Annotated in this window: 20 protein-coding genes; 10 read left to right on the top strand and 10 right to left on the bottom strand. The window is 58.2% G+C overall.

The annotated features are described in order from the left end of the window. Positions 1-315: 315 nt before the first annotated feature. The 5 genes from EAH74_RS28135 to EAH74_RS28115 all read right to left on the bottom strand — a co-directional run bounded on the left by EAH74_RS28135 (position 316) and on the right by EAH74_RS28115 (position 4761). On the bottom strand, positions 316-1158 hold the full coding sequence (locus tag EAH74_RS28135) for an amidohydrolase family protein (RefSeq protein ID WP_140683010.1): 843 nt from the start codon (positions 1156-1158) through the stop codon (positions 316-318). 28 nt (positions 1159-1186) lie between these two features. Continuing rightward, positions 1187-2476: an MFS transporter gene (locus tag EAH74_RS28130; RefSeq protein ID WP_140683007.1), complete on the bottom strand. Its 1290-nt coding sequence runs from the start codon at positions 2474-2476 to the stop codon at positions 1187-1189. 135 nt (positions 2477-2611) lie between these two features. Beyond that, on the bottom strand, positions 2612-3343 hold the full coding sequence (locus EAH74_RS28125) for a GntR family transcriptional regulator (RefSeq protein ID WP_140683004.1): 732 nt from the start codon (positions 3341-3343) through the stop codon (positions 2612-2614). A 298-nt stretch (positions 3344-3641) separates the two neighbouring features. Further along, entirely contained in the window at positions 3642-3785 is a 144-nt protein-coding gene (locus EAH74_RS33705; RefSeq protein WP_193560152.1) for a hypothetical protein, read from the bottom strand. Between the two features lie 73 nt (positions 3786-3858). Next, the gene (locus EAH74_RS28115) at positions 3859-4761 is read right to left on the bottom strand and encodes a LysR family transcriptional regulator (protein ID WP_140683001.1); all 903 of its coding nucleotides are present in this window, start codon (positions 4759-4761) and stop codon (positions 3859-3861) included. 166 nt (positions 4762-4927) lie between these two features. Here EAH74_RS28115 and EAH74_RS28110 point away from each other — a divergent pair, with 166 nt between their 5' ends. From EAH74_RS28110 to EAH74_RS28100, 3 genes are all read left to right on the top strand, one after another. Beyond that, the gene (locus EAH74_RS28110; protein ID WP_140682998.1) at positions 4928-5125 is read left to right on the top strand and encodes a tautomerase family protein; all 198 of its coding nucleotides are present in this window, start codon (positions 4928-4930) and stop codon (positions 5123-5125) included. An 84-nt stretch (positions 5126-5209) separates the two neighbouring features. Beyond that, on the top strand, positions 5210-5563 hold the full coding sequence (locus tag EAH74_RS28105; protein WP_170206642.1) for a putative quinol monooxygenase: 354 nt from the start codon (positions 5210-5212) through the stop codon (positions 5561-5563). A gap of 70 nt (positions 5564-5633) precedes the next feature. After that, positions 5634-6248: a nitroreductase family protein gene (locus EAH74_RS28100; RefSeq protein WP_140682992.1), complete on the top strand. Its 615-nt coding sequence runs from the start codon at positions 5634-5636 to the stop codon at positions 6246-6248. A 293-nt stretch (positions 6249-6541) separates the two neighbouring features. Here the strand turns inward: EAH74_RS28100 and salA are convergent, their stop codons facing one another. Both salA and EAH74_RS28085 read right to left on the bottom strand, forming a co-directional pair. Beyond that, a complete protein-coding gene (gene salA, locus EAH74_RS28090; protein WP_140682989.1) occupies positions 6542-7825 on the bottom strand; it encodes a salicylate 1-monooxygenase in 1284 nt (427 codons plus the stop codon). Positions 7826-8000: 175 nt separating this feature from the next. Beyond that, positions 8001-9341: an MFS transporter gene (locus EAH74_RS28085; RefSeq protein ID WP_140682986.1), complete on the bottom strand. Its 1341-nt coding sequence runs from the start codon at positions 9339-9341 to the stop codon at positions 8001-8003. 338 nt (positions 9342-9679) lie between these two features. Between EAH74_RS28085 and EAH74_RS28080 the strand changes: the two genes are divergently transcribed. Continuing rightward, positions 9680-10582 (top strand): LysR family transcriptional regulator, encoded by a 903-nt coding sequence (locus EAH74_RS28080; protein WP_123364014.1) that lies wholly within the window; start codon positions 9680-9682, stop codon positions 10580-10582. Positions 10583-10772: 190 nt separating this feature from the next. Here the strand turns inward: EAH74_RS28080 and EAH74_RS28075 are convergent, their stop codons facing one another. The 3 genes from EAH74_RS28075 to wrbA form a co-directional block, all read right to left on the bottom strand. After that, positions 10773-11450 (bottom strand): dTMP kinase, encoded by a 678-nt coding sequence (locus EAH74_RS28075; protein ID WP_140682983.1) that lies wholly within the window; start codon positions 11448-11450, stop codon positions 10773-10775. A 7-nt stretch (positions 11451-11457) separates the two neighbouring features. Further along, positions 11458-11553 carry a hypothetical protein gene (locus EAH74_RS34010; protein WP_430539802.1) on the bottom strand — a complete coding sequence of 32 codons (96 nt, stop codon included), beginning with the start codon at positions 11551-11553 and terminating at the stop codon, positions 11458-11460. Positions 11554-11951: 398 nt separating this feature from the next. Continuing rightward, positions 11952-12554 carry an NAD(P)H:quinone oxidoreductase gene (gene wrbA / locus EAH74_RS28065; RefSeq protein WP_008155417.1) on the bottom strand — a complete coding sequence of 201 codons (603 nt, stop codon included), beginning with the start codon at positions 12552-12554 and terminating at the stop codon, positions 11952-11954. Between the two features lie 1041 nt (positions 12555-13595). Here wrbA and wecB point away from each other — a divergent pair. Genes wecB through EAH74_RS28035 form a run of 6 tightly spaced genes read left to right on the top strand, consistent with a single transcriptional unit; the run spans position 13596 to position 23404 of the window. Further along, positions 13596-14834 (top strand): non-hydrolyzing UDP-N-acetylglucosamine 2-epimerase, encoded by a 1239-nt coding sequence (gene wecB, locus EAH74_RS28060; protein ID WP_140683066.1) that lies wholly within the window; start codon positions 13596-13598, stop codon positions 14832-14834. 41 nt (positions 14835-14875) lie between these two features. Further along, positions 14876-17089 (top strand): hypothetical protein, encoded by a 2214-nt coding sequence (locus tag EAH74_RS28055; RefSeq protein ID WP_140682980.1) that lies wholly within the window; start codon positions 14876-14878, stop codon positions 17087-17089. A gap of 12 nt (positions 17090-17101) precedes the next feature. After that, the gene (locus tag EAH74_RS28050; RefSeq protein ID WP_140682977.1) at positions 17102-19216 is read left to right on the top strand and encodes a glycosyl transferase family protein; all 2115 of its coding nucleotides are present in this window, start codon (positions 17102-17104) and stop codon (positions 19214-19216) included. After that, on the top strand, positions 19213-21756 hold the full coding sequence (locus tag EAH74_RS28045; protein ID WP_140682974.1) for a bacteriophage N4 adsorption protein A: 2544 nt from the start codon (positions 19213-19215) through the stop codon (positions 21754-21756). Before EAH74_RS28050 ends, EAH74_RS28045 begins: the two co-directional genes overlap by 4 nt. A gap of 8 nt (positions 21757-21764) precedes the next feature. After that, the gene (locus tag EAH74_RS28040; RefSeq protein WP_140682971.1) at positions 21765-22418 is read left to right on the top strand and encodes an alginate O-acetyltransferase AlgF; all 654 of its coding nucleotides are present in this window, start codon (positions 21765-21767) and stop codon (positions 22416-22418) included. Continuing rightward, positions 22415-23404: an alginate O-acetyltransferase AlgX-related protein gene (locus EAH74_RS28035; protein WP_140682966.1), complete on the top strand. Its 990-nt coding sequence runs from the start codon at positions 22415-22417 to the stop codon at positions 23402-23404. The genes EAH74_RS28040 and EAH74_RS28035 overlap by 4 nt, the downstream gene beginning before the upstream one ends. The last annotated feature ends 53 nt before the right edge of the window (positions 23405-23457 follow it).

The raw sequence follows: 23457 nt of genomic DNA, 5'->3' as shown, positions 1-23457 counted from the left end.
CAGACCGCTTGTCCAAATTACCGGAGATATGTAACCTATTGATTTATATAGACTACGTTTCACTTATCACCGTTTTTTTGGTTCAAATTGCCGGAGTTTAGTGAAAGCTAAATTTTTAGTTTTGGGATTTCAAGGGGTTAGGGAACGGCCGGAGATATGTGAAATTGGACATTTATGTTGCTGGTAACTGAAACCGGATTTTGCCTCTAGTTGCCAATCGCCTAGAAGCAACTTTGCAACCATACGCACACGCACATCAGCTCGCGTGTCTCAAACCTGATACTGCGCAACACCTGAAGTTACAACCCTTGCCGGTTAGCGGCCAAAAGCGAACCCCAATAACGCTTGAGGCGCGTCTACTAGCAACGCCCGCATAAGCTGAGTCGAACACTCCAGCGCTTGAAGCTGCTCCACCACCGTTCCGAAACCAATGCTTCCTTCATGCTGGGTATGGGGCCAATCGCTGCCCCATACCAACCGGCGAAGGCCGAAGCTCTGCTCCAGCAACGGCAATGCAGTCCGGGCAAATTCGAGGTTCTGTTGTGGCGTGCCTGCCAGGCGATAGATGCCTGAGACTTTCATCCAGATCTGCCCGGTGAGTCCCAGCTCAAGCATCTCGGGAAAGCCGAGTTGATCAATGCCCAAACGCGCATCGGGACGACCGAAGTGATCAATCACGAGTTTGATGCCGAACGGCATCAATTGACGAATCAATCCCGGTACGTCCTCCAGCTGTCGGTGCAACTCGACATGCCAGTCCAGTTCAGCGATGTGGCCGAAGAAGTCTTTCCAGGCAGCGTCGCGAAAGTCAGGCAAGGCTTTGCCCATCAGGTTCAAGCGAACGCCGACCACGCCAAGTCGAGCCATGTCATTCAACACGACGCGACTGACGTCTTGCTCCACCACCACGACCCCTCGCAATCGCTCAGGCGCTTGGCGCAAAGCCGTCAGCAGGTAGCTATTGTCGGTACCGAGAAAGCTTGGCTGCACTAACACGCCATGACTCAGGCCATGGGCGTGCAAGTGCGTCAGATACTGCGCAAGCGTGGCGTCGTAGCCAGGGGTATATCTCCGAGCAGCGGTCAGATTCAGCTCGCGGCTGAACACATGCGCATGGGAGTCGATTCCAGTGATCGGCACTAAACAGGTATCAGACATGAATTTTATCTATTTAAGGTAATGATCATCAGGCGCGGACGTTCTGGTCACCGTTGACGGTGACAGGTACCAATGGGTTCGTGGCTTCGAGGCTGCGCCCACGGGTTTCAGGCAAGCAAAGTGCCGCGATCACCGCTACGCCATAGGCAATTCCGGCGTCGATGCCAATCGCCGAACCCAAGGACATGGAGTCGCTCATGTGTCCGACCAGGAACGGGAACACCGCAGAGAGCACCCGCCCAAAGTTGTAGCAGAAACCGACACCGGCACCGCGTACATCCGCAGGATACAGCTCGTTGAACAGTGCCCCGAGGCTCGCCGGAATACCGGCAGCAAAGAAGCCGAGGGGAAATCCCAGGAACAGCATCTGGGTATTGGTCAGCGGCAGGAACACATAGCACTGCACGGTGACGACACAGGCCAGCGCGAACAGCACGATGTTTTTACGACGGCCAATGCGATCGATCAGAAATCCGCTGACCACACACCCACACCAGAAGGCGAAGATGATCACCGCCAGGTAGCCGCCCGAGTTCAGTACCGACAGGTTACGCTCGGTCTTGAGGAACGTCGGCAGCCACGTCATCACCGCGTGATAACCACCGTGCGCCCCCAGGCCCAACAGTCCACCGAACAACGTCACGCGGATCAGTTCGGGGCGGAAAATGCCAGACAGGGATTTAAAGAAACTTTGCGGGATGGCGTTTTCTTTTTGCAGGCGCTGGAAACTGTCGGGCTCCTCGACATTGCGCCGCACCCAGATGATCAGGAACGACGGTAGCAGCCCGACCAGGAACATCACACGCCAAGCCATGTCCTGCGGTACAAAGGAGTAAATCAGCGTAAACACCCCCACCGCCAGCCCCCAACCCACGGCCCAGGCGCTTTGGACAGTGCCCATCACTTTGCCGCGATACTGCGGATTGATGGTTTCGGCCATCAATACTGCACCTGCTGCCCACTCGCCGCCGATACCAAAACCCTGCAGCGCCTTGACGATCAAGAGCTGGTTAAAGCCGGTTACAAACGCAGAGAGAAAGGTAAAAAAGGAGAACCACAAAATCATCCACTGCAGCGTTCGCACCCGGCCGTAACGGTCGGACAACGTCCCCCCTACCCAGCCACCAATGGCTGAAGTAACCAGGGTGACGCCGCTGATGAGCCCCGCGTCGCCTTTGGTCAGCGCGAAGGCAGCGATCAAAGCCGGAATCGCCAGACCGAACATTTGTACTTCCAGTGCGTCCAGCGACCATCCGCCGAAGCAGGCCCAAAACGTTTTTCGCTCCCGAGGAGTGACTTGGCGATACCAGCTAAACATGATTCTTATCCTTATAGGTGGAACGTGAGGCAGCCGAGAGCGAACCGCGCCGCTACGGGGCCAGTCATGGCAATCAAAACAATGAGATCAGCAACGACCGAGTCGTCGCTGAGTGATCCGCTACCCAGGCACGGGTTAGCGAATATCCACGCTGTAACGGAAGTGCTCGGCATGCCCGCGAGAACGACGCCATTCCAGCGGCGTTCCGGCGTAATCACGCGCCAGCCTCTCGATCACCACCACCGGGCTGTTGATCGGGACTTGCAGCAATCGTGCGTGCACGTCATTCACCGATTCAGCGGTCAGCGTTTCTTCGGCCGAGGCGACGACCTGACCGCAGACCTCTTCATAGATCGGATACAACAGTGGCCCTTTGCGACTCAGGTCGATCTCCAGCAGCGGCTGGAAGCGGTTGCGGGGCAACCAGATTTCTTCGGCGAGCACTGGCTGAACATCGAGCAGACGTACACGAACAATGCGAATCACCGGTGCATCGGGTGACAATCCCAGCGCTTGGGCTACTGCCGATGGCGCCGCCACCGGTTCGATCGACAGGATGCGACTCTCGGGTACCTGGCGTTCGCCGGCAGCAGTTTGAAAACGGAAGAAACGGAACAGCGAAGATTGAAACTGAGGACGGCGAATGAACGTACCTCGGCCTTGCTGACGTTCCAGAATGCCCTCACTGACCAACGCGTCGACTGCTTTGCGAACGGTGCCAGTGGACAGTTGGTATTCCGCTGAAAGCGCGGCTTCGGTGGGAATGGCCTCTCCAGGGCGCCAGCGATTGTTGGCGATCTGTTCAGCCAACTGGTCACGCAAGCGTTGATAAAGCGGCAGGCGGATATCACTGGACAGAGAATTCATCGACTTTATTCACCTTGTTATCTAGTCATATATATGAATATGGGGGCGAGTATTTCCCCAGACGATCGGGCTGTCAAGAAGGGTCAGGGCATCTTGCTGACGAATGGTGTGGCACGCCGCAAAACCAACCTGAGTCAATTCGACTCGGTAATTCTCACCGTTGTCTCCCCTACCACCTCGCGAATCTTGTCCATCAATGCTTGCGCAACAGGCGATTGAAGCACTCCTGACCTTGAGATAAATCCAATTGGCCACGTTGTACGGCGAAGAGAAAGCGGCAGTTGAACAAGATCACCGCTCACCATTTCGTACTCCAACTGGAGACAGCGGCAAGCATGTCCGAGCGAAGTAACACACTGCGCAGGATTGCCAAGTCGGCCGTTTCGATCACCCGACTGGGTGCGGCAATGCCAATGTGGGCAAAAATCAGCTGCATTTCCATGAAGCAGAAAACCTTTAAGTGAGGCCTGCGGTGCGGGCGCCTGACGCTCAGCCTCTTCACTTGTCGGACTGAATCACTGCCAATGCGCACATAGCTTGACCAGTTCATCGACCACATACCTGACCTTCGGCCGCAGGTGAGACACCTTTGGCCATACAGCATGCACATCGACAGGTTCGGGTTCATACCCTTGCAGAACCTCCACCAGCCTGCCCGCTTCGATATCGTCCTGGAACAGGCTGCGTGGCATCTGGCACAAACCCGTGCCGGCGACTGCCGCGAGAATCATGGCTTCACCGTCGCCAATCTGATGGGTCGTGGGTGGCGCATATCGAACGGTCTCCCCCGCCTGCATGACCCGCCATGACAACGGCTGGCCGCGTCGATGCCCGACAATGCAACGGTGATGGCTCAAATCTTCCAGGGTCTGCGGAACTCCAAAACGCGTCAGGTAGTCGGGGGCGGCACAAATGGCCCAGCGTTGTCGAGTCAGCCGCCGCGCCACCAGACCGCTGGTGTCTTGCAATTCTCCGAAGCGGACCAATAAATCGATGCCCTCCTCGAAGGGATCAACCAGGTGGTCGGAGAACGTCAGGTTCAATTGCAATGCCGGGTATTTGTTGGCGATCTCAAACAGCAATGGGGCCACGACCCGACGCCCGAATGCCACAGGAATGTCGACTCGCAGGCGTCCGGAGGGCTCACCACCACCGGGCCCCAACCCGCTCTCTGCGGCACCAATTTCTTCAAGGGCGCTAGAGCACGCCACAAAATACGCCTCACCATCCGCGGTTAGGGAAATGCGACGCGTCGTGCGATGAAACAACTGTGTGCCCAGGCGTTCTTCCAGGCGCGCAATGGCTTTTCCCACGGCGGATTTGGACACCCCGAGGCGCTCGGCAGCCTGGGTGAAGCTGGTCGAGCGCGCCGCCACGACGAACGTGATAACGCCTTGAAACGAATCGATAGGTACCATGCCGGCTCGATAATTGTAGAGTTTTGATCTACCCAGATTATAGTTTTAGGTCATTTATCGCCAGAATACTCAACAGTAAGATGGGCTCCAGCAATGCAACGGTGCAGATCGTGATCGCACGTCGCGCACCTCTATCTCGATCATCAATGCCCAAAAGGACACCATCATGCCCGTCGTACGTGTGAGCTGGTTCGAAGGTAAAGAACATGCACAAAAAGCCGCTGTTGCCGCCGACATCACCGAAAGCATCGTTAAACACACCGGTACAGATGCCAATTACGTCTACGTCATTTTCGAGGACGTCGCGGCTTCGGATTGGGCTGGCGCCGGCAAATTGTTCGGGGACGCGCCCGAGAAACCCTGACCCCATCAGCATCGAATGCATCGGCTGGGCCAGCGATGCATCCTCAACAGGCTTTTTATGAAGCCTCTGACGCAAGGGCTACTCATGCACCCACATATTTCCTGCCTGTTCTCCCTCGCTGTAAAACCCGAAGCGTTTCCAGAGTTCAAGGCGCTGATCTCGAACATCGTGGCAGCCACCCGCACCGAGCCAGACACGCTGGTTTACGAATACAGCGTCAACGAAGACAACAGCACCGTTCACATCCTTGAACGCTATAACGCCGATGCCGTCGTCAGTCACGTAGACACCACCTTCGCACCGTTCGGCAAACGTTTCCTTGAGCTGTGCACCGTTTCCAGTCTGGTTGTCTACGGCACACCGGATGCGCAAGTCCGCAAACGCCTGGACCCGTTCGGCGCGGTCTACATGACCCCTTTCGACGGCTTCAGTCGCTAAGTTCATTGGCCGCGCAGGCCGACGACGACAACCGTTCTGCGCGTATCCCCTTCCCTGCACAGAGATCACTATGTCTGGTATTGCTGAAGTTATTAAGTCCCGAATTTCCGCCAACAGTTATGACACTGAGCGCGAGCTGACGGATCAACAGGTTACCGACCTGATCGATCTGGCTACGCACGCCCCCTCCGCCTTCAACCTGCAAAACTGGAAGTTCCTGGCAGTTCGCAGCAGCGAAGCAAAGGCGCGGTTGCTGCCACTGGCCTACGGACAACAGAAAGTCATGGATGCCGCCGTGACCTTTATTGTCTGTGGCACCCTCAATCCCCATAAAACCCTGCCATCAGCTCTGAAACCGACACTGGATGCGGGGATCATTGATCAGGCGATCTACGACATGTGGGTTGGCGCCGCTCAAGGCATGTACCAGGACAACCCGCAGCTACAACGCGACGAAGCGATCCGGTCAGGCTCGCTGGCCGCCATGACGCTGATGCTCGCCGCCAAAGGGCAAGGCCTTGTTTCGACACCCATGATCGGGTTCGACCCGTCGGCAGTGGCGCAAGCGTTCGGTCTTTCCGCGACGGAGATCCCGGTGATGTTGATCACCGTTGGCTATCCTGGCTCGGCCAACTGGCCACAAAAGCCTCGTAAAGCCGTTAACGACGTTCTGCAGTTCGTGTAAGCGAATGCTGCCAGCGATCGCCAGGCAAGTCCTGTCTTCGCTGGCGATTGCTTAGCTGATCTCGCACCACAATGTCAGTAGGGCAAACGCCCGTGGCGACCACACGGACGCGCACCTCGGTTGGCCGTGGAGCCTCGAGCACCACATCTTCAATCTCTAATGGGGCTCCCGAGGTGCAAGGAGCTCGTCGAAGTCGAGAAAACGTCGGCTTGTCAGGCAGACTGCAACGCTCGCGGGCGTTGGCTGCGAAGAGAGCCGCTGGATGCTCCCTCCGTGTATGTCGGTTCAAGTCGTTAGGCAGATGCTCGCCAACCCAACTGGGCACGAGCCTCTTTAAGGTCGGACTGCATATCGTGATTCCACAGCCAGTCGAAACGCTCGGCGAGGGTTTTGCTCAGCAGTTGTTCGTCATCGGCGACGGCTGGATCACGCAATTCATAAAGCTCCCCGGCTTCCCAGGATGTGCGCTGTACACGACAGGCACGTGGACGACGGATTGCGTCGTAAGCCGCGAGCACCTCTTGTGGCTGGCTGGTCAGGACCTGAGGATCGGCCAGCAATCGCGCCAGAAGCCAGGCATCTTCCAACCCCTGACCTGCGCCAGCGCCCTGGTGCGGCAACATTGCATGCGCAGCATCGCCGATCAGCCCCACGCGACCGTGTACGTAGCCTGGCAACTCTTCGAGTTCATGAAGAGCCCAAAGGGTGGGTGCCGGAATGCATTCGAGCAACACCCGTGCAGCATCTCCCCAATGATTGAAGGCAGAGAGCATTTCTTCCTGGCTGGCATTGCGCACCCACGGAGAATCGCTCGGCCAGATTGGATCAGGGCGGCTGCGATCGGAAATGAAGGCCACAACGTTGATAAGCCGGCCTTGTTTGACGGGGAACGTGAGGATATGTGCATCAAGCCCCAGGTACATCTGCGGGACATCGATCAAGTGCTCATCGACACCCCGAGCCCGGTACGCCGCACGCAACTGTTGGCTGTCGATCATCCCGCGGTAGGCGCAGGTACCACTGAAACGCGGCGCCACAAGTGGTTGGCCAAGGCCGTTGAGAACATGATCACGAATCGATGACTTGATACCGTCCGCGGCGATCAGCAAATCGCAGCGATGCTCAGTGCCATCGGTGAACAGTACGCGAGCCTGTTCGGCATCCTGTTCCACGCTGACGGCACGCTTGCCGAACTGGGCGATCCCTTCGGGCAACTGGCTGGCCAGCGCATCGAGGAAGTCAGCACGATGTACCGATGACTGCCCTACCCCTTCGGCCAGGCTTGCGCCCAGATAACCGGCATCTTCACCACGACGCCATTCGAACCAGATGTCCTGCCAGGGGTCCTGCGTCTGGTCGGCTATCTTGCGGTAGGGTTCGGCAATACCCAGACCCGCGATGGCTCGAACGGCATTGGCGCCGAAGGAGACACCTGCTCCGACCTCGCCAAAGGCTGGTGCCGATTCGAACAGCTGCACACTCAGGTGGGAATGACGGCACAGGTCAAGGGCCAGAGCCACGCCGGCAATACCACCGCCAACAATACCGATGTGCAATTTGGATTGAGAACTACGCATAGCAAGTTACCCATGAGTCTGATTGTTATTGGAGTAACCAAATCATCGCCATCCGAGCGCTATTGATAAATACCGCAACTCCCATACATTCCATCATGGATATGAATATTACTCTTGCCCACGAACAGTCATTGTTCAGACGAGCCCTACTTGAGCTCGCCTGTTTCGGCCATCGTTACTGCGACACGGTTTGCCTGGATGAAGCGGTCTGGCGACTTGAAGCGTTCTGAATCAGAAACACCAGAATAGCGACGGCCCCTATCAGTCCTGGTACTGCGAAGATGAGAAAGCTCGCCTGCAGCGGCAATGACGAAGCGTGCAGTGCGCCGCCCAGCAAAGGACCGATGATGGCTCCGGTGCGCCCGACGCCCATCGCCCAACCCAGCCCTGTAGAGCGTATGTGTGCGGGGTAATACTGCACCGTGCAGGCGTTGGCCAGGATCTGCGTACCAATGGTGCACGCCCCCGCGATGGCGATGAGCAGATAAAGAACCGGTAACGGCGCCTTGAGCGCTAACAGGCTCAGGGCTAACGCTCCGCAACTGAAAAACCCGAACAAGACTTTTGCGATTCCAATTCGATCCCCCAGCCATCCTCCGGCCACCGCGCCAATAATCGCGCCGACGTTTAGCGCCAGCAGAAACGCCAGGCTGGAGTTCAATCCATAGCCTGCGGCAGTCATGAGTTTTGGCAGCCAGGAGCTCAGTGCATAAACCATCAGCAAGCAACAGAAAAACGCCAGCCACAGCATGAAGGTGTTCAACTTGCGCCCATCCTCGAACAGCTGCGCAATCGACACAGTCGTACCTTTGGCGACCATCTGGTTCAACTGGTCATTTGCGTTTGGCTCATAGGTCGGCGCGGCTAGTGCCAATAGATTTTGGGCCTTGAGGGTCTGCCCGGTACGCAAAAGAAAATCCATCGACTCTGGCAATTGTCGTATCAGAAATGGCAGGGCCAACAGCGGAATCAACGCTACATAAAACACCGCTTGCCATCCCCATTGAGGGATCAGCACCATGCCCAGGCTCGCCGATAGCATTCCCCCTAACGAGTAGCCACTGAACATGATCGCGACCAAAGTGCTACGGGATTTCTTTGGCGCGTACTCGTTCATCAACGCCACAACGTTGGGCATTACACCCCCGATCCCAAGACCGGCGATGAATCGGCATAAGGCGAAAGCCTCGGGGCTCCGTGCCAGGCCGTTGATCGCTGTGACTGCGCTGAAGATGGCGACACACATCATGATGGTTTTTCGTCGGCCTATACGATCCGACAGTGAACCGAAAAACAGAGCACCCAACATCATGCCCACCAGCGCACAGCTACCTAACGCACCCGCCTGTAACGAACTGAGGCCCCACTCGGACATCAGTGAAGGCAACACGACCCCATAGATGACCAGATCATAGCCGTCGAAAATGATGATGAGCGCGCACCAGAACAGCACGCGCGCATGGAAGGAATTGAAACGTGCCCCGTCAATCAGGGCTGATACATCAATCGTACGCATGGCATCGCTCTTCTTGTCATTGTTATAGAGCCGGAGGATCTGACGCCTCCGGAAATTGCGCGGTGCCCAATGGTGTTACGCAGAGCGTTCAGCACTGGACATGGACTCGATCATGGGCAAACGATCGACCGTGATAAATGCAGCCAGGTGAATAGGCAGTATTTCGAAGGTGAATAAAGATCGAAGGGAGGCAAAAGATCCCTTCGATCTCACGATGGACGCGGCGGTCTGGCACTTGTTAGGCTTTGGCTCTTGCAGCGGCGATTTCAGAGCGGTGCAGATCCAACAACGGGCAACACTCTATCGCCCGCATGAGCGCGAAATCTGCACGAGGCGTTATGGAATTACGTGAACTTGATCTCAATCTGCTTCTGGTATTTAACCAACTACTGATTGACCGCCGGGTATCGACGGCGGCGGATAATCTCGACCTGACCCAGCCCGCTGTCAGCAATGCGCTGAAGCGATTGCGTGTCACGTTGAACGACGAGCTGTTCGTTCGCACTTATCAAGGAATGGAGCCCACGCCCTATGCCCGGCAGTTGGCTGAACCGGTTGCACTGGCCATTCAGACCTTACGCGATGCGCTGAGCCGACAGGACACGTTCGACCCGCTCAACTGCAATCGCAGGTTTACGATGGCGATGACCGATATTGGTGAAATCTACTTCATGCCGCGGCTGATGGACGCGCTGGCTGAACGCGCTCCGGGCTGCTCGATCAGCACGCTGCGCAACACCTCCGATACCTTGGCCGAAGGATTGCAGAACGGTGCGATCGACCTCGCCGTTGGATTACTGCCGCACCTGCAAGCCGGATTTTTTCAGCAGCGCCTGTTTCACCATCGCTATGTCTGCATATGCCGCAAGGACCACCCCGCTACCAGGGAACCGTTAACGCTTGAGCGTTTTTGCAGTTATGACCACGTTCGCGTCGTAGCGGCGAACACGGGGCACGGCGAAGTCGATACCTTTCTGGCACGGGCCGGCATCGAGCGAAACATACGCCTGGAGGTTCCCCACTTCGTCGCAGTAGGCCACATCCTTCAACGCACCGACTTGATGGCGACAGTGCCTGAACGATTTGCCAGCAGTTGCGAACAACCCTTTGGGCTTGCGGTGCTACCGACGCCGGTGGAGCTGCCAAACATCGAAATAAACCTGTTCTGGCATGCACGCTATAACAAGGATCCGGCCAATCGTTGGCTTCGCCAACTGATGTTTGAGCTGTTTTCTGATTGAGGCATTCCCTCAGTCCCAGTAACTTCTCAGTCTGCGCCAGGCAGACGCGTTGCCCTCTTGGCCTATCTCCAGCAACCCGCTCGAACCGTCTGATCATGTAGGCGGCTTCGGCTCAGAGTTCGATGACAGGCACCCAGATCAAAGCGTCAACCGGCTACCGTTGCGGCGACAAATCCCCCCTTCGATCTTGCTAACGATCCATATCTACGGCTATCTCAACCGCATCAAGACCGGCGCGGTGAACTTCGCCTATGGGGCATCGAAGGACTCTATAGATCTCCGAAATCACCTGCATCGTTGCGTCTTCGATCGTTCCTTCATTCCGGCATAAAACCCAGCCGTGATCTGCAATCGCTCGCTCGAACGTCTTGGTACAAGCGACATGTTCTTCCAGCTTATGGATCACAGTACTGCTCAGCCCACGCCGTCGTGCCGCAGCCCTCGCCCATGAAATATCAGGGGTGGTGACAACCCCGACATGCAGGTCCGGCACTCGCACGTTTCGATCAATGTTTAACTGTAGAATCTCTGCAAACGGGATTAGCCGGCGAAACGCGGCATCAGACGGGTACCAGCGATCGATCAAGATGATGCTGCCTGGTGGCTGTTTAGCCAGCACGTGCTGGGAAATCCAGGCACGACTATCAGCAAAGCGCTCACAAACCCCGAACTCCAAATCCCGGGTGGGATTTCTGACGAGTTTGTTCACGAGGGTCATTGTTTCACCCCTATAGGGATCGCTTTTTTTCTCGCAAAGTCGGATCACCTTTTTGTTGTCGGCCCTCAGTACTTTCGTAACGGCCTCCAACAGTGTGGTTTTGCCGGTTCCTTTGGGCCCATCTAGAGAAACAAACAGCGGACGATTCATTCTTCAACTAACGATTGATATACGGTTTTTTTACCCGGTTCGTTCGCTGGAACCGCTTGGCGCGACTACGCGAATCGAGTGGAGGGCCCTTGTGAACAGACATTGATGAACACTCTAACCTGATTTGCAGCTATTGCTGAACATCGCCCAAGTCATTCCAGTATGGCGGAGTGCCAATCACATCAAGAAAGTAGTCCCATACCACTCGCACCTTCTGGGACCTAAGTCGATTCTCGGGGGATATCAGATGTATCTGGCTGATTGCTCCACCGAACCTTCCCAATCAGGCAAAAGGCGAATGAGTCAGTTTGACTGACGGGATTAGGAGCGACCTCGTTAGAGCGTCGCTCCTCTGAATCCAGAGACGCTTACGTCTTCTTCAATGAAATCGCCAAGCCAACCGCGAGCATTGGCAGCGCGGTGGTGAACTCCGCCCCGGCGTTACACAGGCCTGCGAAGCTCGACCTCTGTCCTGCAGCATGTGCCCATTTTCGTGCTGCGTTAACCCGCGATCTTTTTTGCAAGCTCAGCGACGTGTTTGCCTTGGAAACGCGCAATATCCAGTTCATTTTGTGACGGTTGCCGTTTACCGTCGGCGCCTGCCAGGGTGGTCGCGCCATAGGGCGTACCGCCGGTGATCTCGCTCATGTTGGTCAGCCCTGCGCAGGTGTAAGGCACACCCACGATGACCATCCCCTGATGCAGGAGTGTGCTGTGGAACGACGTAATAGTGGTTTCCTGACCACCGTGCTGGGTGCCGGTCGACGCAAAGACACTGCCGATTTTCCCGACCAGCGCGCCGCTCATCCACAGTCCGCCGGTCTGGTCGAGAAACGTGCGCATCTGTCCCGCCATATTGCCAAAGCGCGTCGGTGTACCAAAGATGATGGCATCGTAATTGCCCAGCTCGTCAGGTGTCGCCACCGGAGCCTTCTGGTCAAGTTTGACGCCAATGGCTGCTGCCTGTTCGGCCGGGATGGTTTCGGCGACACGCTTGAGCGTCACGTCGGTGCCGGGGACGGATCGTGCGCCTTCGGCCACTGCGCCAGCCATCGTTTCGAGGTGACCGTACATTGAGTAATAGAGAACCAGTACCTTCGCCATGATTTTTTCCTCGATTAAGTGCCATTCGATGGATCAGGAAGATCTTGGATTACACCGCTGCCAACGACCAACAGCGGCAGGTGCAGGGCTTGGTCACGTACAAAACTGCGGCTCACACCTACCCGACTGCAGAGACTTTGACGGCATGCGGACTTAACACTAGCAGCTCCATATGCTGCCTGCCGGCAGGCTGAGATGCTTTTATTGCCCTTCCCCACCCCAGAGCAGGACCAGACTTGCTTGCGCATCCTCCGGTGGTTGGGAATACCCAATCTACCCTTGCGCCGAGGTAACCGGCATCCTCGCCGCGGCGCCACATGCGCAATCCCGGTACAAAATGCCTGGAGGCGTGCCGATGGCATGGTTCTCCCTCGCACGAAAGCCCTGAACAATCACCGATCAAGCGATTTATAACGGTGGAAGATGGAATGTTGCTTCACTGTTATGGGTGACTCAAAGATCCCCTTCTTCGAGTTATCTGCCTGACCAATATAGGCGGAGGGCTTATCAATAATTGAAGACAGAGGGGAAATTCATTTATTAGTCCGAAATAACACTTATTGCATCATGACAATATACAGGCGTCAGTTCAGTGACTATCATAACCCTCACGCTAGAAATCCAGACCGCAAGCGCGTTGATCGCGACCGTTATAACGAATGAATAATTCATTAAAGCTGACGAACGGGGATAAAAAAAATAATAGTCATAAAAAACAATGAGTTAAATGCATAGTAATAATAGGAAAAACCTTCTTAAAATCATGAAAAACTAAACAAGACCGACCACAAACATAAAAGTTTCAACTGCTAATCATTAAAACGAATTACACATATAACGCTTTGAAATATTCGCTATCAATGCTAATAATCCGGCCGGTTCCGGGTTCTTGGGCAGCGCACCACCTCACATGAAGTGAACATCAGATCTCACGCTGATTGTCCCGGTCTTTACTCAATTCAAATAACGATGGCGCGCTCAAGTTCAATAAAACTTGGGTCGTTGTTGTGCTGCGCACTAAAACTGCGCAAGGAAGACATCATCGCTCGCCATCATTCAAGGATTAAAATCCTTTCGATCTTCGGTACCCGCCCAGAAGCCATCAAGATGGCGCCTTTAGTCAAAGCCCTCGCTGCGGAACCAGGCATTCATTCGCAGATATGCATCACCGGCCAACATCAAAGCATGCTTAAGCAGGTACTGGATCTGTTCGACCTCAAGGCCGATTACACCCTCGATGTGATGACGCCGCACCAGTCGCTCAACTCGTTGACCGCGGCGCTTTACGGGGCGATTGACCCCGTGCTGGAAATGACCCGCCCGGACCGGGTGCTGGTACACGGCGACACCACTTCGGCCATGGTTGCCTCAATGGCTGCGTTCCATCGACGCATCCCGGTCGGTCACGTCGAAGCTGGACTGCGAACCGGCGATATCTACAGCCCGTGGCCGGAAGAAATGAACCGCCGCTGCATCGACCTCAGTGCGGACATGTTGTTTGCGCCGACCCACGAATCGCGTCAAAACCTGCTCGACGAACGCCTTCAAGGTCGCGCCTTCGTGACCGGCAATACGGTGATTGACGCTTTGCAGATGACGGCGCGGCGCATTGAGCAAGACGCTGACCTGCGGGCAAGCCTGGACCAACAGTTCTCGTTCCTGCAAGCCGGCCGCAAGGTTCTGCTGGTGACCGGGCATCGCCGGGAAAACTTCGGCGAAGGCTTCCTGGATATCTGCAAGGCCCTGAGCCATCTGGCCCGGCGCACGGATATCCAGATCGTCTATCCGGTGCACTTGAACCCCAATGTCATGGGCCCGGTCACCGAGCAGCTGGGCGATCTGCCCAACGTGCACTTGATCAAGCCGCTGGACTACCTGGCCTTCGTGCGCCTGATGCAACGTGCGCATGTGATCCTCACCGACTCCGGTGGCGTGCAGGAAGAAGCGCCGTCGCTGGGCAAACCGGTGCTGGTCATGCGCGATGTGACTGAGCGCCCCGAAGCTGTCGCCGCGGGCACCGTTCGGCTGGTCGGCACCTCGCCGGACTCGATCATCGCTGGCGTCAACGCACTGTTCGATGACGACCTGCTGTGGCACCGATGCTCCCAGGCGGCCAACCCCTACGGCGATGGCAAGGCCAGTGCGCGCATCGTCGATGCCCTGATGGGGCGCCCGGTCGATGATTTCGTCGTAACTGGGGTGCGATTGCCCAAGTTCCAGCACCACCCGTCAGGGCTAGCTGTACCCGAGAAAAGTCTCCCGGCTTTCACATCTTTATAAACCAAACCGCTCCTCCCCTTATCAGCTCGAGATCTACCTGAATGAAGTCTTCCGTTGCCATCCATACGGGCACGCTCAGCGCCCTTGCCTGTGGCGTGAGCCTGCTCGCGCTCATGCCGACTTTCGCCCTGGCCGCGGACAGCCCGCTCACCCAGGCGATCAACCGACTCAACGCCGACACGCGACAAGAGCGTGAGATCCGCTTGAGCGATCTGGGGATCGATGCACCGATCATCCTCGGCTCCACCGACGCCCGACGCGAGCTGTATCTGCCCGTGCCGGCGGGTGTGCCGCTGACGGATGCCACACTGAATTTCGACGCCAGCTACCTCAATGGCGAAGGCGGTCGCAACACGCTGCTGTTGTCGCTGGACGGTTATCCGGTGCGCGCGCAAGGGCTCAGCGAACCCCAGGGTGACGCCAGCGTCACGCTCGGCGTGGATAAGAAAGCACGCGAAAACGGCTCGTTGCGCCTCGGAGTTGCCTGGTCGTCAATCGTGTCCCGTGTGCTGTGCGAAGACGAACGCGCGATCGGCAATGTATTGCGTATCGAACCGGACACCCGCCTCAATTACAGCTACGACGCCAGCCAGTTACAGGACGTCGGCGCCGCCTGGACGGCATTGCCCGGCAAGCCGGGAATCATGGTCGCGCCGGGCACCTTGTCAGCCGACAGCTACGATGCGGCCTGGCGTCTTGGTGTCGCACTGAAGCGGATTGGCAAGCACAGCCGCGTTCTGCCCTTCCCCGCCGTACAGGACACAGTCGACCTGACCAGCCTGCGCATCCCGGCCGAACTGCTGGCTATTCCAGCGTTCGCCAGCCTCAATGGCAAAGGCCCGCACGTTCTGGCCAACCCGGCGCAAATCGGTGCGGTGTTGATGTTGGGCCAGACCCCGAACGTCCAGGCGGATCTGGCAATCAACGACCCGCAACTGCTCAAAGCCGTCAACGAATCGCTGGACGCGTTGCAGAGCCAGGTTCAAGGCCTCGACCCCACAGCCGCCAACGCCTTCACGCAATGGCGTGAGCGGCATATCAATGCAGGTCTGGCCGCCACCGGCACTGACAACGTGCGCCTGGCATTGCTGGGCACCCGCCCGGTGCTGATGATCGCGCCGCAAGCAACCGGTAAGGCGCTGGCCCTGTTCAGCACGGCCTGGAACGCACTGGCACGCAGCCGCCAATTGACCGTCAGCGAAGCACAAATGCCCTTGAGCGCCGACGGTCGTGTGGCCTTGTCGCGCCTGGGTGGTAACCCCGGCGCCATTGACGTGCTGGCCAAATCCGACTGGAGCACTTCGTTCCCTCTAGGCAGCGTGGCTTACGACGGTCGTCTGCCGGTGAAGGCGGTAGTCGATGTGTCTGCCGCACCCGGTGCATCGGACACCGCGCCGGTGGCCTCGCTGTTTCTCAACGATTACCTGATTGGCGCGCAACAGCTCGTGGCCAACGGTGAACAGCAACGCATCGAAGCCCATATCCCGCGTTACGCCCTGGGTTCGAAGAACGTTTTGCGCGTGTCGTTCCAGCGTCAGCCGGTCAGTGATCGTTGCCTGGAAACGCCACAGGCCTTCCCGGTCTCGGTGCTGCCGACCAGCCACATCGTGCTGGATAAAACTGCCCTGGGTGATGACTTCTCCGGCATGGCCGCGCGCTTTGCCATGGACGCGCAAATCCTCGTGCCACAGGCCTACCTCGAGCATCCAGCGAGCAGCTTGCCACACGTGATTTCGGTGGCTGACGCCGCCGGTGTTTCGCCGCTGCGGGCGCAACTGAACGTCAGTGCCGACCCGAAAGCCTTGGTCGCACCGGACAAAGCCTTCCTCGCCTTCGAGCTGCCGATCAAGGACAGCAAAGAGTCGGTGCAGGTCGATGAGCAGGGTCGCCTGCGCATCAATCACAAGGATCAGGTGCTGCTGGACGTGCATCCCCTCAACCACCTGGCCTCGTTGCAAGTGGTGGATGCCGGCGGCCAGCACGGTCTGGTCTATCGCGCCCTGGGCAATGACGCGCCCCGCTTTGCTAGGCAGATTCTGCTGACCCGCGGCGACGTGGCCATCCTCGGTGACAACGGTGCACTGACCACCTTCGACACTCAGGACCCAAGTGGCAGCCAACTGATCGACAACGAAGAACCCAAGGGCCTGGACGCCTGGCGCTCACCGTCGCTGTTGTGGCTGATTCCGGGTGGCATTCTGTTGGTCCTCATCCTGTTGCTGGCCGGCCGTAACGCCCGTCGCAATCGCCAGTAACGGAACCTTCCGATGACGTCGCTTTATTGGCCCTATTGGCTGGCCCACTACTACAGTTTCCTGGAAATCTCGACCATCGTGATCGCGGTGCTGATCCTGATCTCCAGCCTGGACGATTTGTTCATTGACCTGTGGTACTGGTCTCGCCGCCTGTTTCGCAAGTTCACCGTGGGTCGCAAATATAGGCCGCTGACCGCCGAGCAACTGATGGCCCGGGATGAACAGCCGTTGGCGATCATGGTCCCGGCCTGGCTGGAATATGACGTCATCGCACCGATGATCGAGAACATGGTGTCGACCCTGGATTACCAGAACTATGTCGTCTTCGTCGGCACCTACATCAATGACCAGCGCACCATCGATGAAGTGGAACGCATGCGTCGGCGCTACAAGCAGCTGCATCGCGTGGAAGTCCCGCATGCCGGGCCAACCTGCAAGGCCGACTGCCTGAACTGGGTGATCCAGGCGATCTTCCTGCACGAGAAAACCCACGGCATGACCTTCGCCGGCGTCGTATTGCACGACAGCGAGGACGTACTGCACCCGCTGGAATTGCGGCTGTTCAATTACTTGCTGCCGCGCAAGGACATGATTCAGCTGCCCGTGGTTTCGCTGGAACGCAACTGGTACGAATGGGTGGCGGGCACCTACATGGACGAATTCGCCGAATGGCATGGCAAGGATTTGGTCGTGCGTGAAAGCATGACCGACACGGTGCCGTCTGCCGGGGTTGGCACCTGTTTCTCCCACCGAGCCCTGCGAGTGCTGGCCGGGGAAACCCAGAACCAGCCGTTCAACACGGACAGCCTCACCGAGGACTATGACGTCGGCGCACGCCTGGCCAAGGTCGGCATGAACGCGATCTTCGTGCGCTTCCCGGTGCAGTTTCGCGTGCTGCGTAAATCCTGGTTTCGCAAACCTTACGAATCGACCCTGAAGATGCCGTTGTGCGTGCGGGAATTCTTTCCCGATACATTCCGTACCGCATTCCGCCAGAAAGCCCGCTGGACGCTGGGCATCGGCCTGCAAGGCTGGGAGCAAATGGGCTGGAATGGTTCGCTGGCCAACCGTTATCTGCTGTTTCGTGACCGCAAGGGCGTGGTGACGGCGTTCGTCAGCATCATCGCCTACGTGATTCTGGTGCAGCTGCTGGGCCTGATCATCCTGCGCCAGAGTGGCCTGTGGGATGTGAGCTTCCCGACGCCGTTTGAAACCAACGGTTTCATCAAATACCTGCTGCTGGCCAACGGTATCGCGCTGGCCTGGCGTATCGCGCACCGCTGCTATTTCACCACCGTCTTATACGGTTGGCAGCATGGATTGCTGTCCATCCCGCGCATGGTGGTGGGCAACTTTGTCAACTTCATGGCTGCATCACGCGCCTGGCGCATGTTCATCGTCGGCAAGGTAATGAACCGCAAACTGGTGTGGGACAAGACCATGCACGACTTCCCGTCCACCGACCTAGTTGCCTTCGCACCGCGCAAGTTGGGCAGCGTGTTGCTGTCCTGGCAGGCGATCAACGAAACCGACCTGCAAAGCGCGCTCGACGAACAGAAAACCCGGCACATGCCATTGGGACGGATCTTGCTCAGCAATGGCTGGCTGGACGACGAGACACTGGCGGAAGCCATAGCCTTCCAGAACGATCTGCCGCGGGTGTTCGATGTGGCCAGCAAGGCACAGGCGTCGACCCCTACCCTGGACGATGAATTCGCGCTGCGCTGGCGCGTGGTGCCGGTTGGCTTGAATGCCGAGGGCCGAGTACAACTTGCCGTGGCCAGCCCGTTGCCGGCCGAAGGTCTGCAACAAGTCAGCGAGGTACTGGGCAGCGAACCGGTGCAGCTGATTGCCCGGGAAAGCGAAATCGTCGCGCAATTACGTCAACTGAACGTGCGCGAAGGCCAGTCCGTGCCGGATGCCCGCGCGCCACTGCTGGGTGACTTGTTGATCGAAACGGGCCTGCTGGATCGCGACGTATTCAATCGCGCCATGTTGCAGTACCGCCCGCAGCGTCACGGACGCATCGGCGACTATCTGGTCGACAGCGGCGTGCTGCCCCGCTCCACCATCGAAAAGGCCGTGGCGCGTCAGCACAGCCACTACCCTGCGGAGCTTCCGGCATGAAACGCCCCTTCCTGACCCTCATGGCCACGGGGCTAAGCCTGTTACCTGGGCTTGCTCTTGCCGAGACGTTGCCGCTGCCATTGACCGGCCCGGCCTATGTCACTGCCAACGAGGCCTACAGCGCCTACGCGCGCAAAGATTACGACCTGGCCATCGCCAAGGCCCGCGAAGCCTTGCGTCAGCGGGCTGACATCACCCGTTTGAACACCTTGATTGTGCTGGCTCAGCGCGACAAGGAACTGCGTGATCATCCCAAACGCTACCCACAGTCGCGTCAGGCCCCAGGCTTCGGCGCCGCGGCCCAGGCGTTCAAGGCCTACGATCGCGATGACTTCGGCACGGCTGCCCAGGCATCACGCAAAGCCATCGCCCAAGCGCCCAAACGCATGGATTACCGATTGCTGCTGATCGAGTCCTTGCAGCGCCAGCAGCACTTGCAGGAAGCGGATCAAGCCACCACCCAGGCGCTTGTGGTGTTCCCGGACGACGATACCTTGCTGATGCGTCGCGAAGCGATTCGTCGTCAATTGGCCGCTCCGCTGGCGGTTGAGGGTTATCTCGCCCTGGAGCAAGGCCAGGTGTCCCTGGCCGTGGACCAGGCCAGAAAAGCCGTCGCCTGGGCTCCGGAAATCGTCGCCAATCAGCAACTGCTGATCAGTGCCCTGCTCGCGGCCAAGGATTATCCAGGGGCCGAACAGGCCGCGTCAGGCGCTTTGGCGCAAGACGATGGGGAAATCGCTCCGTGGATTCTGCGCAGCTACGCCCGTGATCGTCAGGGTAAAACTCAGGCTGCCCAGGCTGACCTGAACCACGCCCTGGCCATCGATGGCCTGCTGGAAGCAGAAACCCGTGACATTCGTTTCTTCGCCGCGGACGCTGCACTGGCCCATGACGAGCCTCAGCAAGCGCTCGATCATCTGCAGCCATTGGCCGACGATGAAGGCGGTGAAGTGGCCCGCCGACGCACCAACGCCCGCTTGGCGTTGCGGCAGAAAAACAACGGCGCGAACGTTATTGCCCACTTCCCTGCACCGGCCTTGAACTGTCAGGAAACGGCTTTCGGCCTGGTCTGTGATATCTGGCCGGGCAACCAGCGTGATGGCGGAACCGACATGGCCGGCCAAGCCTACGCGGCCCTGGCCCGCAAAGACGCCGCTTCGGCGGTGGTTCTGGCCAACCAAGCCATTGTCCGCGCACCACAGAATCCGGCGTACCGCCGACTGCTGGTCAGCGCCCTGAGTGATCAGAAACGTGTGCCCGAAGCTATCGCGGCAGCCAGCGAAGGTCTCAAGCTCACGGGCGATGACGCTCGTCTGCTCGCCCAGCGCGGCAGTCTGCGTCAGCAATCGGGTGACGATGCCGGGGCGCGCAAGGACTTTACCCAGGCACTGGCACTGGCCAGCCTTCCCGCCTACGAAGAAGCCAGTCTGTATGCCGCCATCGGCCAGCGCCGAACCGCGCGCGAACGGTTGCAACAAGCGCGGGACACGGGCGAGCTGGAATCGATGAGCGACCTGCAGATCGCTTATTTGTCGGTCCAGGCCGGCGACGATGACGGTGCCCACACTTCGTTCCGCAAGGCCGATGCCGACACCCGACTCACGCCGACAGCAACGCAGGATGCGGCGTACACCGCCATGCGGGTCAATGACGACGAGCAAGCCGTCACCTACTTCAAACGAGTCATCGACGCAAAAAATGCCGGTGAACTCGACATGTCCCCGCAGCAGCTGTTCGACACCCGTCGCGCGGTGGCCGATGTGTCGCGCACCTGGGGATTGACCAGCACCACCAGTTATCGCGGCAACAGTTCGAGCAGTGGCCTGAGCTCAGCCCCGAGTAGCGGCAGCAACAGCAATGACAGCCTGCAAAACAGCACCGAGCTTTCCTGGCGTCCCTTGGGCTATCGCAACGCACGTTTTGTCGAACTCTACGGACGCATCACCGACACGCTGTGGAGCAAGAACGGCGATTCGGATACCGGTTTCGATGCGCTGCAAGGCGCCGTGGGTGTCCGGATCAAACCCTTCACTTCGCTGAACGTGATGGCCGCCGTCGAGCGTACATTCCCCTTGGGATCGTCTGACGTCGACGGTGACTGGCTGGTGCGTCTGGGCTACGGCTCAAGCATCGGGACCGATCTGCGGGTGGATGCCTCCAGCTGGTGGACCTCGCAGTTGTTCGCTGAAGCCGGTCATTACGTCAACGACTCGCGTGACTACTTCAACAGCGAATGGCAGGTGGGTCGCAGCTACGCCATCGGCGGCGCAGGCTCGCGCTGGGTGAGTTTCCCCCACGTCGTGGCCGCGTTCGACTACGACTCCAAGATGAACAGCAAGACGGACACCGACGGCAGCACGGACTCATCTTCGGGCAAGGCCGGCGGCGTTGGTATCGGTAACAACGTCCGATACTGGTTCCGCGAAGATGCGTACAACGCCCCCCGCTCCTATGTGGACTTTTCTTTGCAGTACCGCGTGAAGGTGCTGGGTGATGACCGCGCTGAAGGCGTGTTCGCTCGCCTGACTTATTCCTATTGAGGACTTGCATGAACGTTCGAATGTGTTTGTGGCTAGGTCTTGGCCTGGTCCCGATGTGGGCACAGGCCGCCCCTGAAATCGCCCAGCTGTATGCGCCAAAACTGCCCGAGGGTTCCGCCTGGGTGCGAGTGGTCAATCCCGGTGATACCGCCATGCAGGTCCACGTGGGCCAAGGCCCGGGTTTTGCCCTTGCCGCACAGACCGCAGTGGCCAGTCCCTTTCAGGTCGTGGACTCGCGACAGCCGTTGCACGTGACCGTCAATGGTCGCGAGATAAAAGGCCTCAGCGCACCAAAAAGTGCGTGGGTCACGCTGATTCTCGACAGCGACCCGGCACGGGCGCCACGCCTGGTCATCGACCCACCGCTGCGCGGTAAAGACCTGCGCGCCGAACTCAATGTCTACAACCTGGCCAACGGTTGCGAAAAGGCCGAGGTCAAACTCGCCAACGGTGCTCCTGTGTTCAACCAGCTGCCGTTCAACGGACAAGCCCAGCGCACGATCAACCCGGTGCAGGCGACGCTGGTTGCCAACTGCAATGAGAACGCGAGCCTGCCGTTGAAGCTGGCGCCCTTCAAAGCCGGGGATCGTTATAGCCTGTTCCTGATCGGCTCCCGCCAGGCTCCACGGCTGATTGGCCTTGTCGATCAGACCGCCCCATGAACCTTCAATCCAGACCCGAACGTTTTATCCGTCGATTGTCGATGCCCGCCCTGATCGCTGGCCTGCTGTCGAGCCTGTCAGGCACCGGTGTTCAAGCGGCCTCGGCGGTGATCACCGGCAACGGTGGCTGGTTATTCCCGGCCTGGGAAAGCCTGAGCAAGGTCGACAACACCGGCACTGCCCGCAGCATTGCACTGGTCAGGGAACTCCAGCAGCAACTTCAGCGCGAACACATTGGGCTGGTTGTGCTGGTGGTGCCGATGAAAGCGCCGTTTTATGCTCAACGCCTACCCGTCGACCAACCCTTAAGCGTGGCCGTGATGCAGCGTCATGACCACCTGCAAAACGACTTGACCCAAGCAGGTCTGACCACACTGAATATCAAGCCGATCCTGCAACGGACCGAGCAAGGCAAACAGATCGCGTTTTACCGCGCCGACTACCACTGGACAGCCTGGAGCGCCGAAAACACCGCGGACGCCACGGCGCAACTGATTACCGAGCGCTATCGCCTGCAAGGTGACCCTGGTGGAGGCGTGGTGCTGGGCCAATGGTTCGACAGACGCGCGTTCGGCGACCTGGCCAGTAATTTTCTGCCAGCGATCAAGCGCAAGGCGATTGGTCGCGACATCTACACCGTTCGCCATCAGGCCGAAAACGAATTGCTGATCGACGATGCGCCGGCACCGGTCCAAGTGATCGGCAACAGCTTTGTCCAGCCTTACCTGGGTTTTACGCAGAAGCTCTCAAATGCCTTGGACCGTCCCGTCGCACTGACCTGGAACCCCGGCGACGTCGGCCCGTGGGCTACGCTGCTGCAATACCTGGAGTCGGCGGATTTTGCCGAACACAAGCCGCAAGTGATCGTCTGGCAATTCAACGAGGGCCAGTTCCACCTTGGACCTGATGCGGCGGCCAACTGGAACGCCAAAGGTGTCACCTCGCTGAGCCAATGGCATCAACGTATCCAAAAGGCACTTCCGTGAATATTTTCGGCTACACCGCCAGTCGCGCGACCGTTGTGGCCCTGTTGTTTGCC

The organism is Pseudomonas mandelii (genome assembly GCF_006438925.1).
GTDB lineage: Bacteria > Pseudomonadota > Gammaproteobacteria > Pseudomonadales > Pseudomonadaceae > Aquipseudomonas > Aquipseudomonas mandelii_C.
Note: the sequence above shows the minus strand (reverse complement) of the source record. Positions and strands in the feature narration are given on the sequence as shown.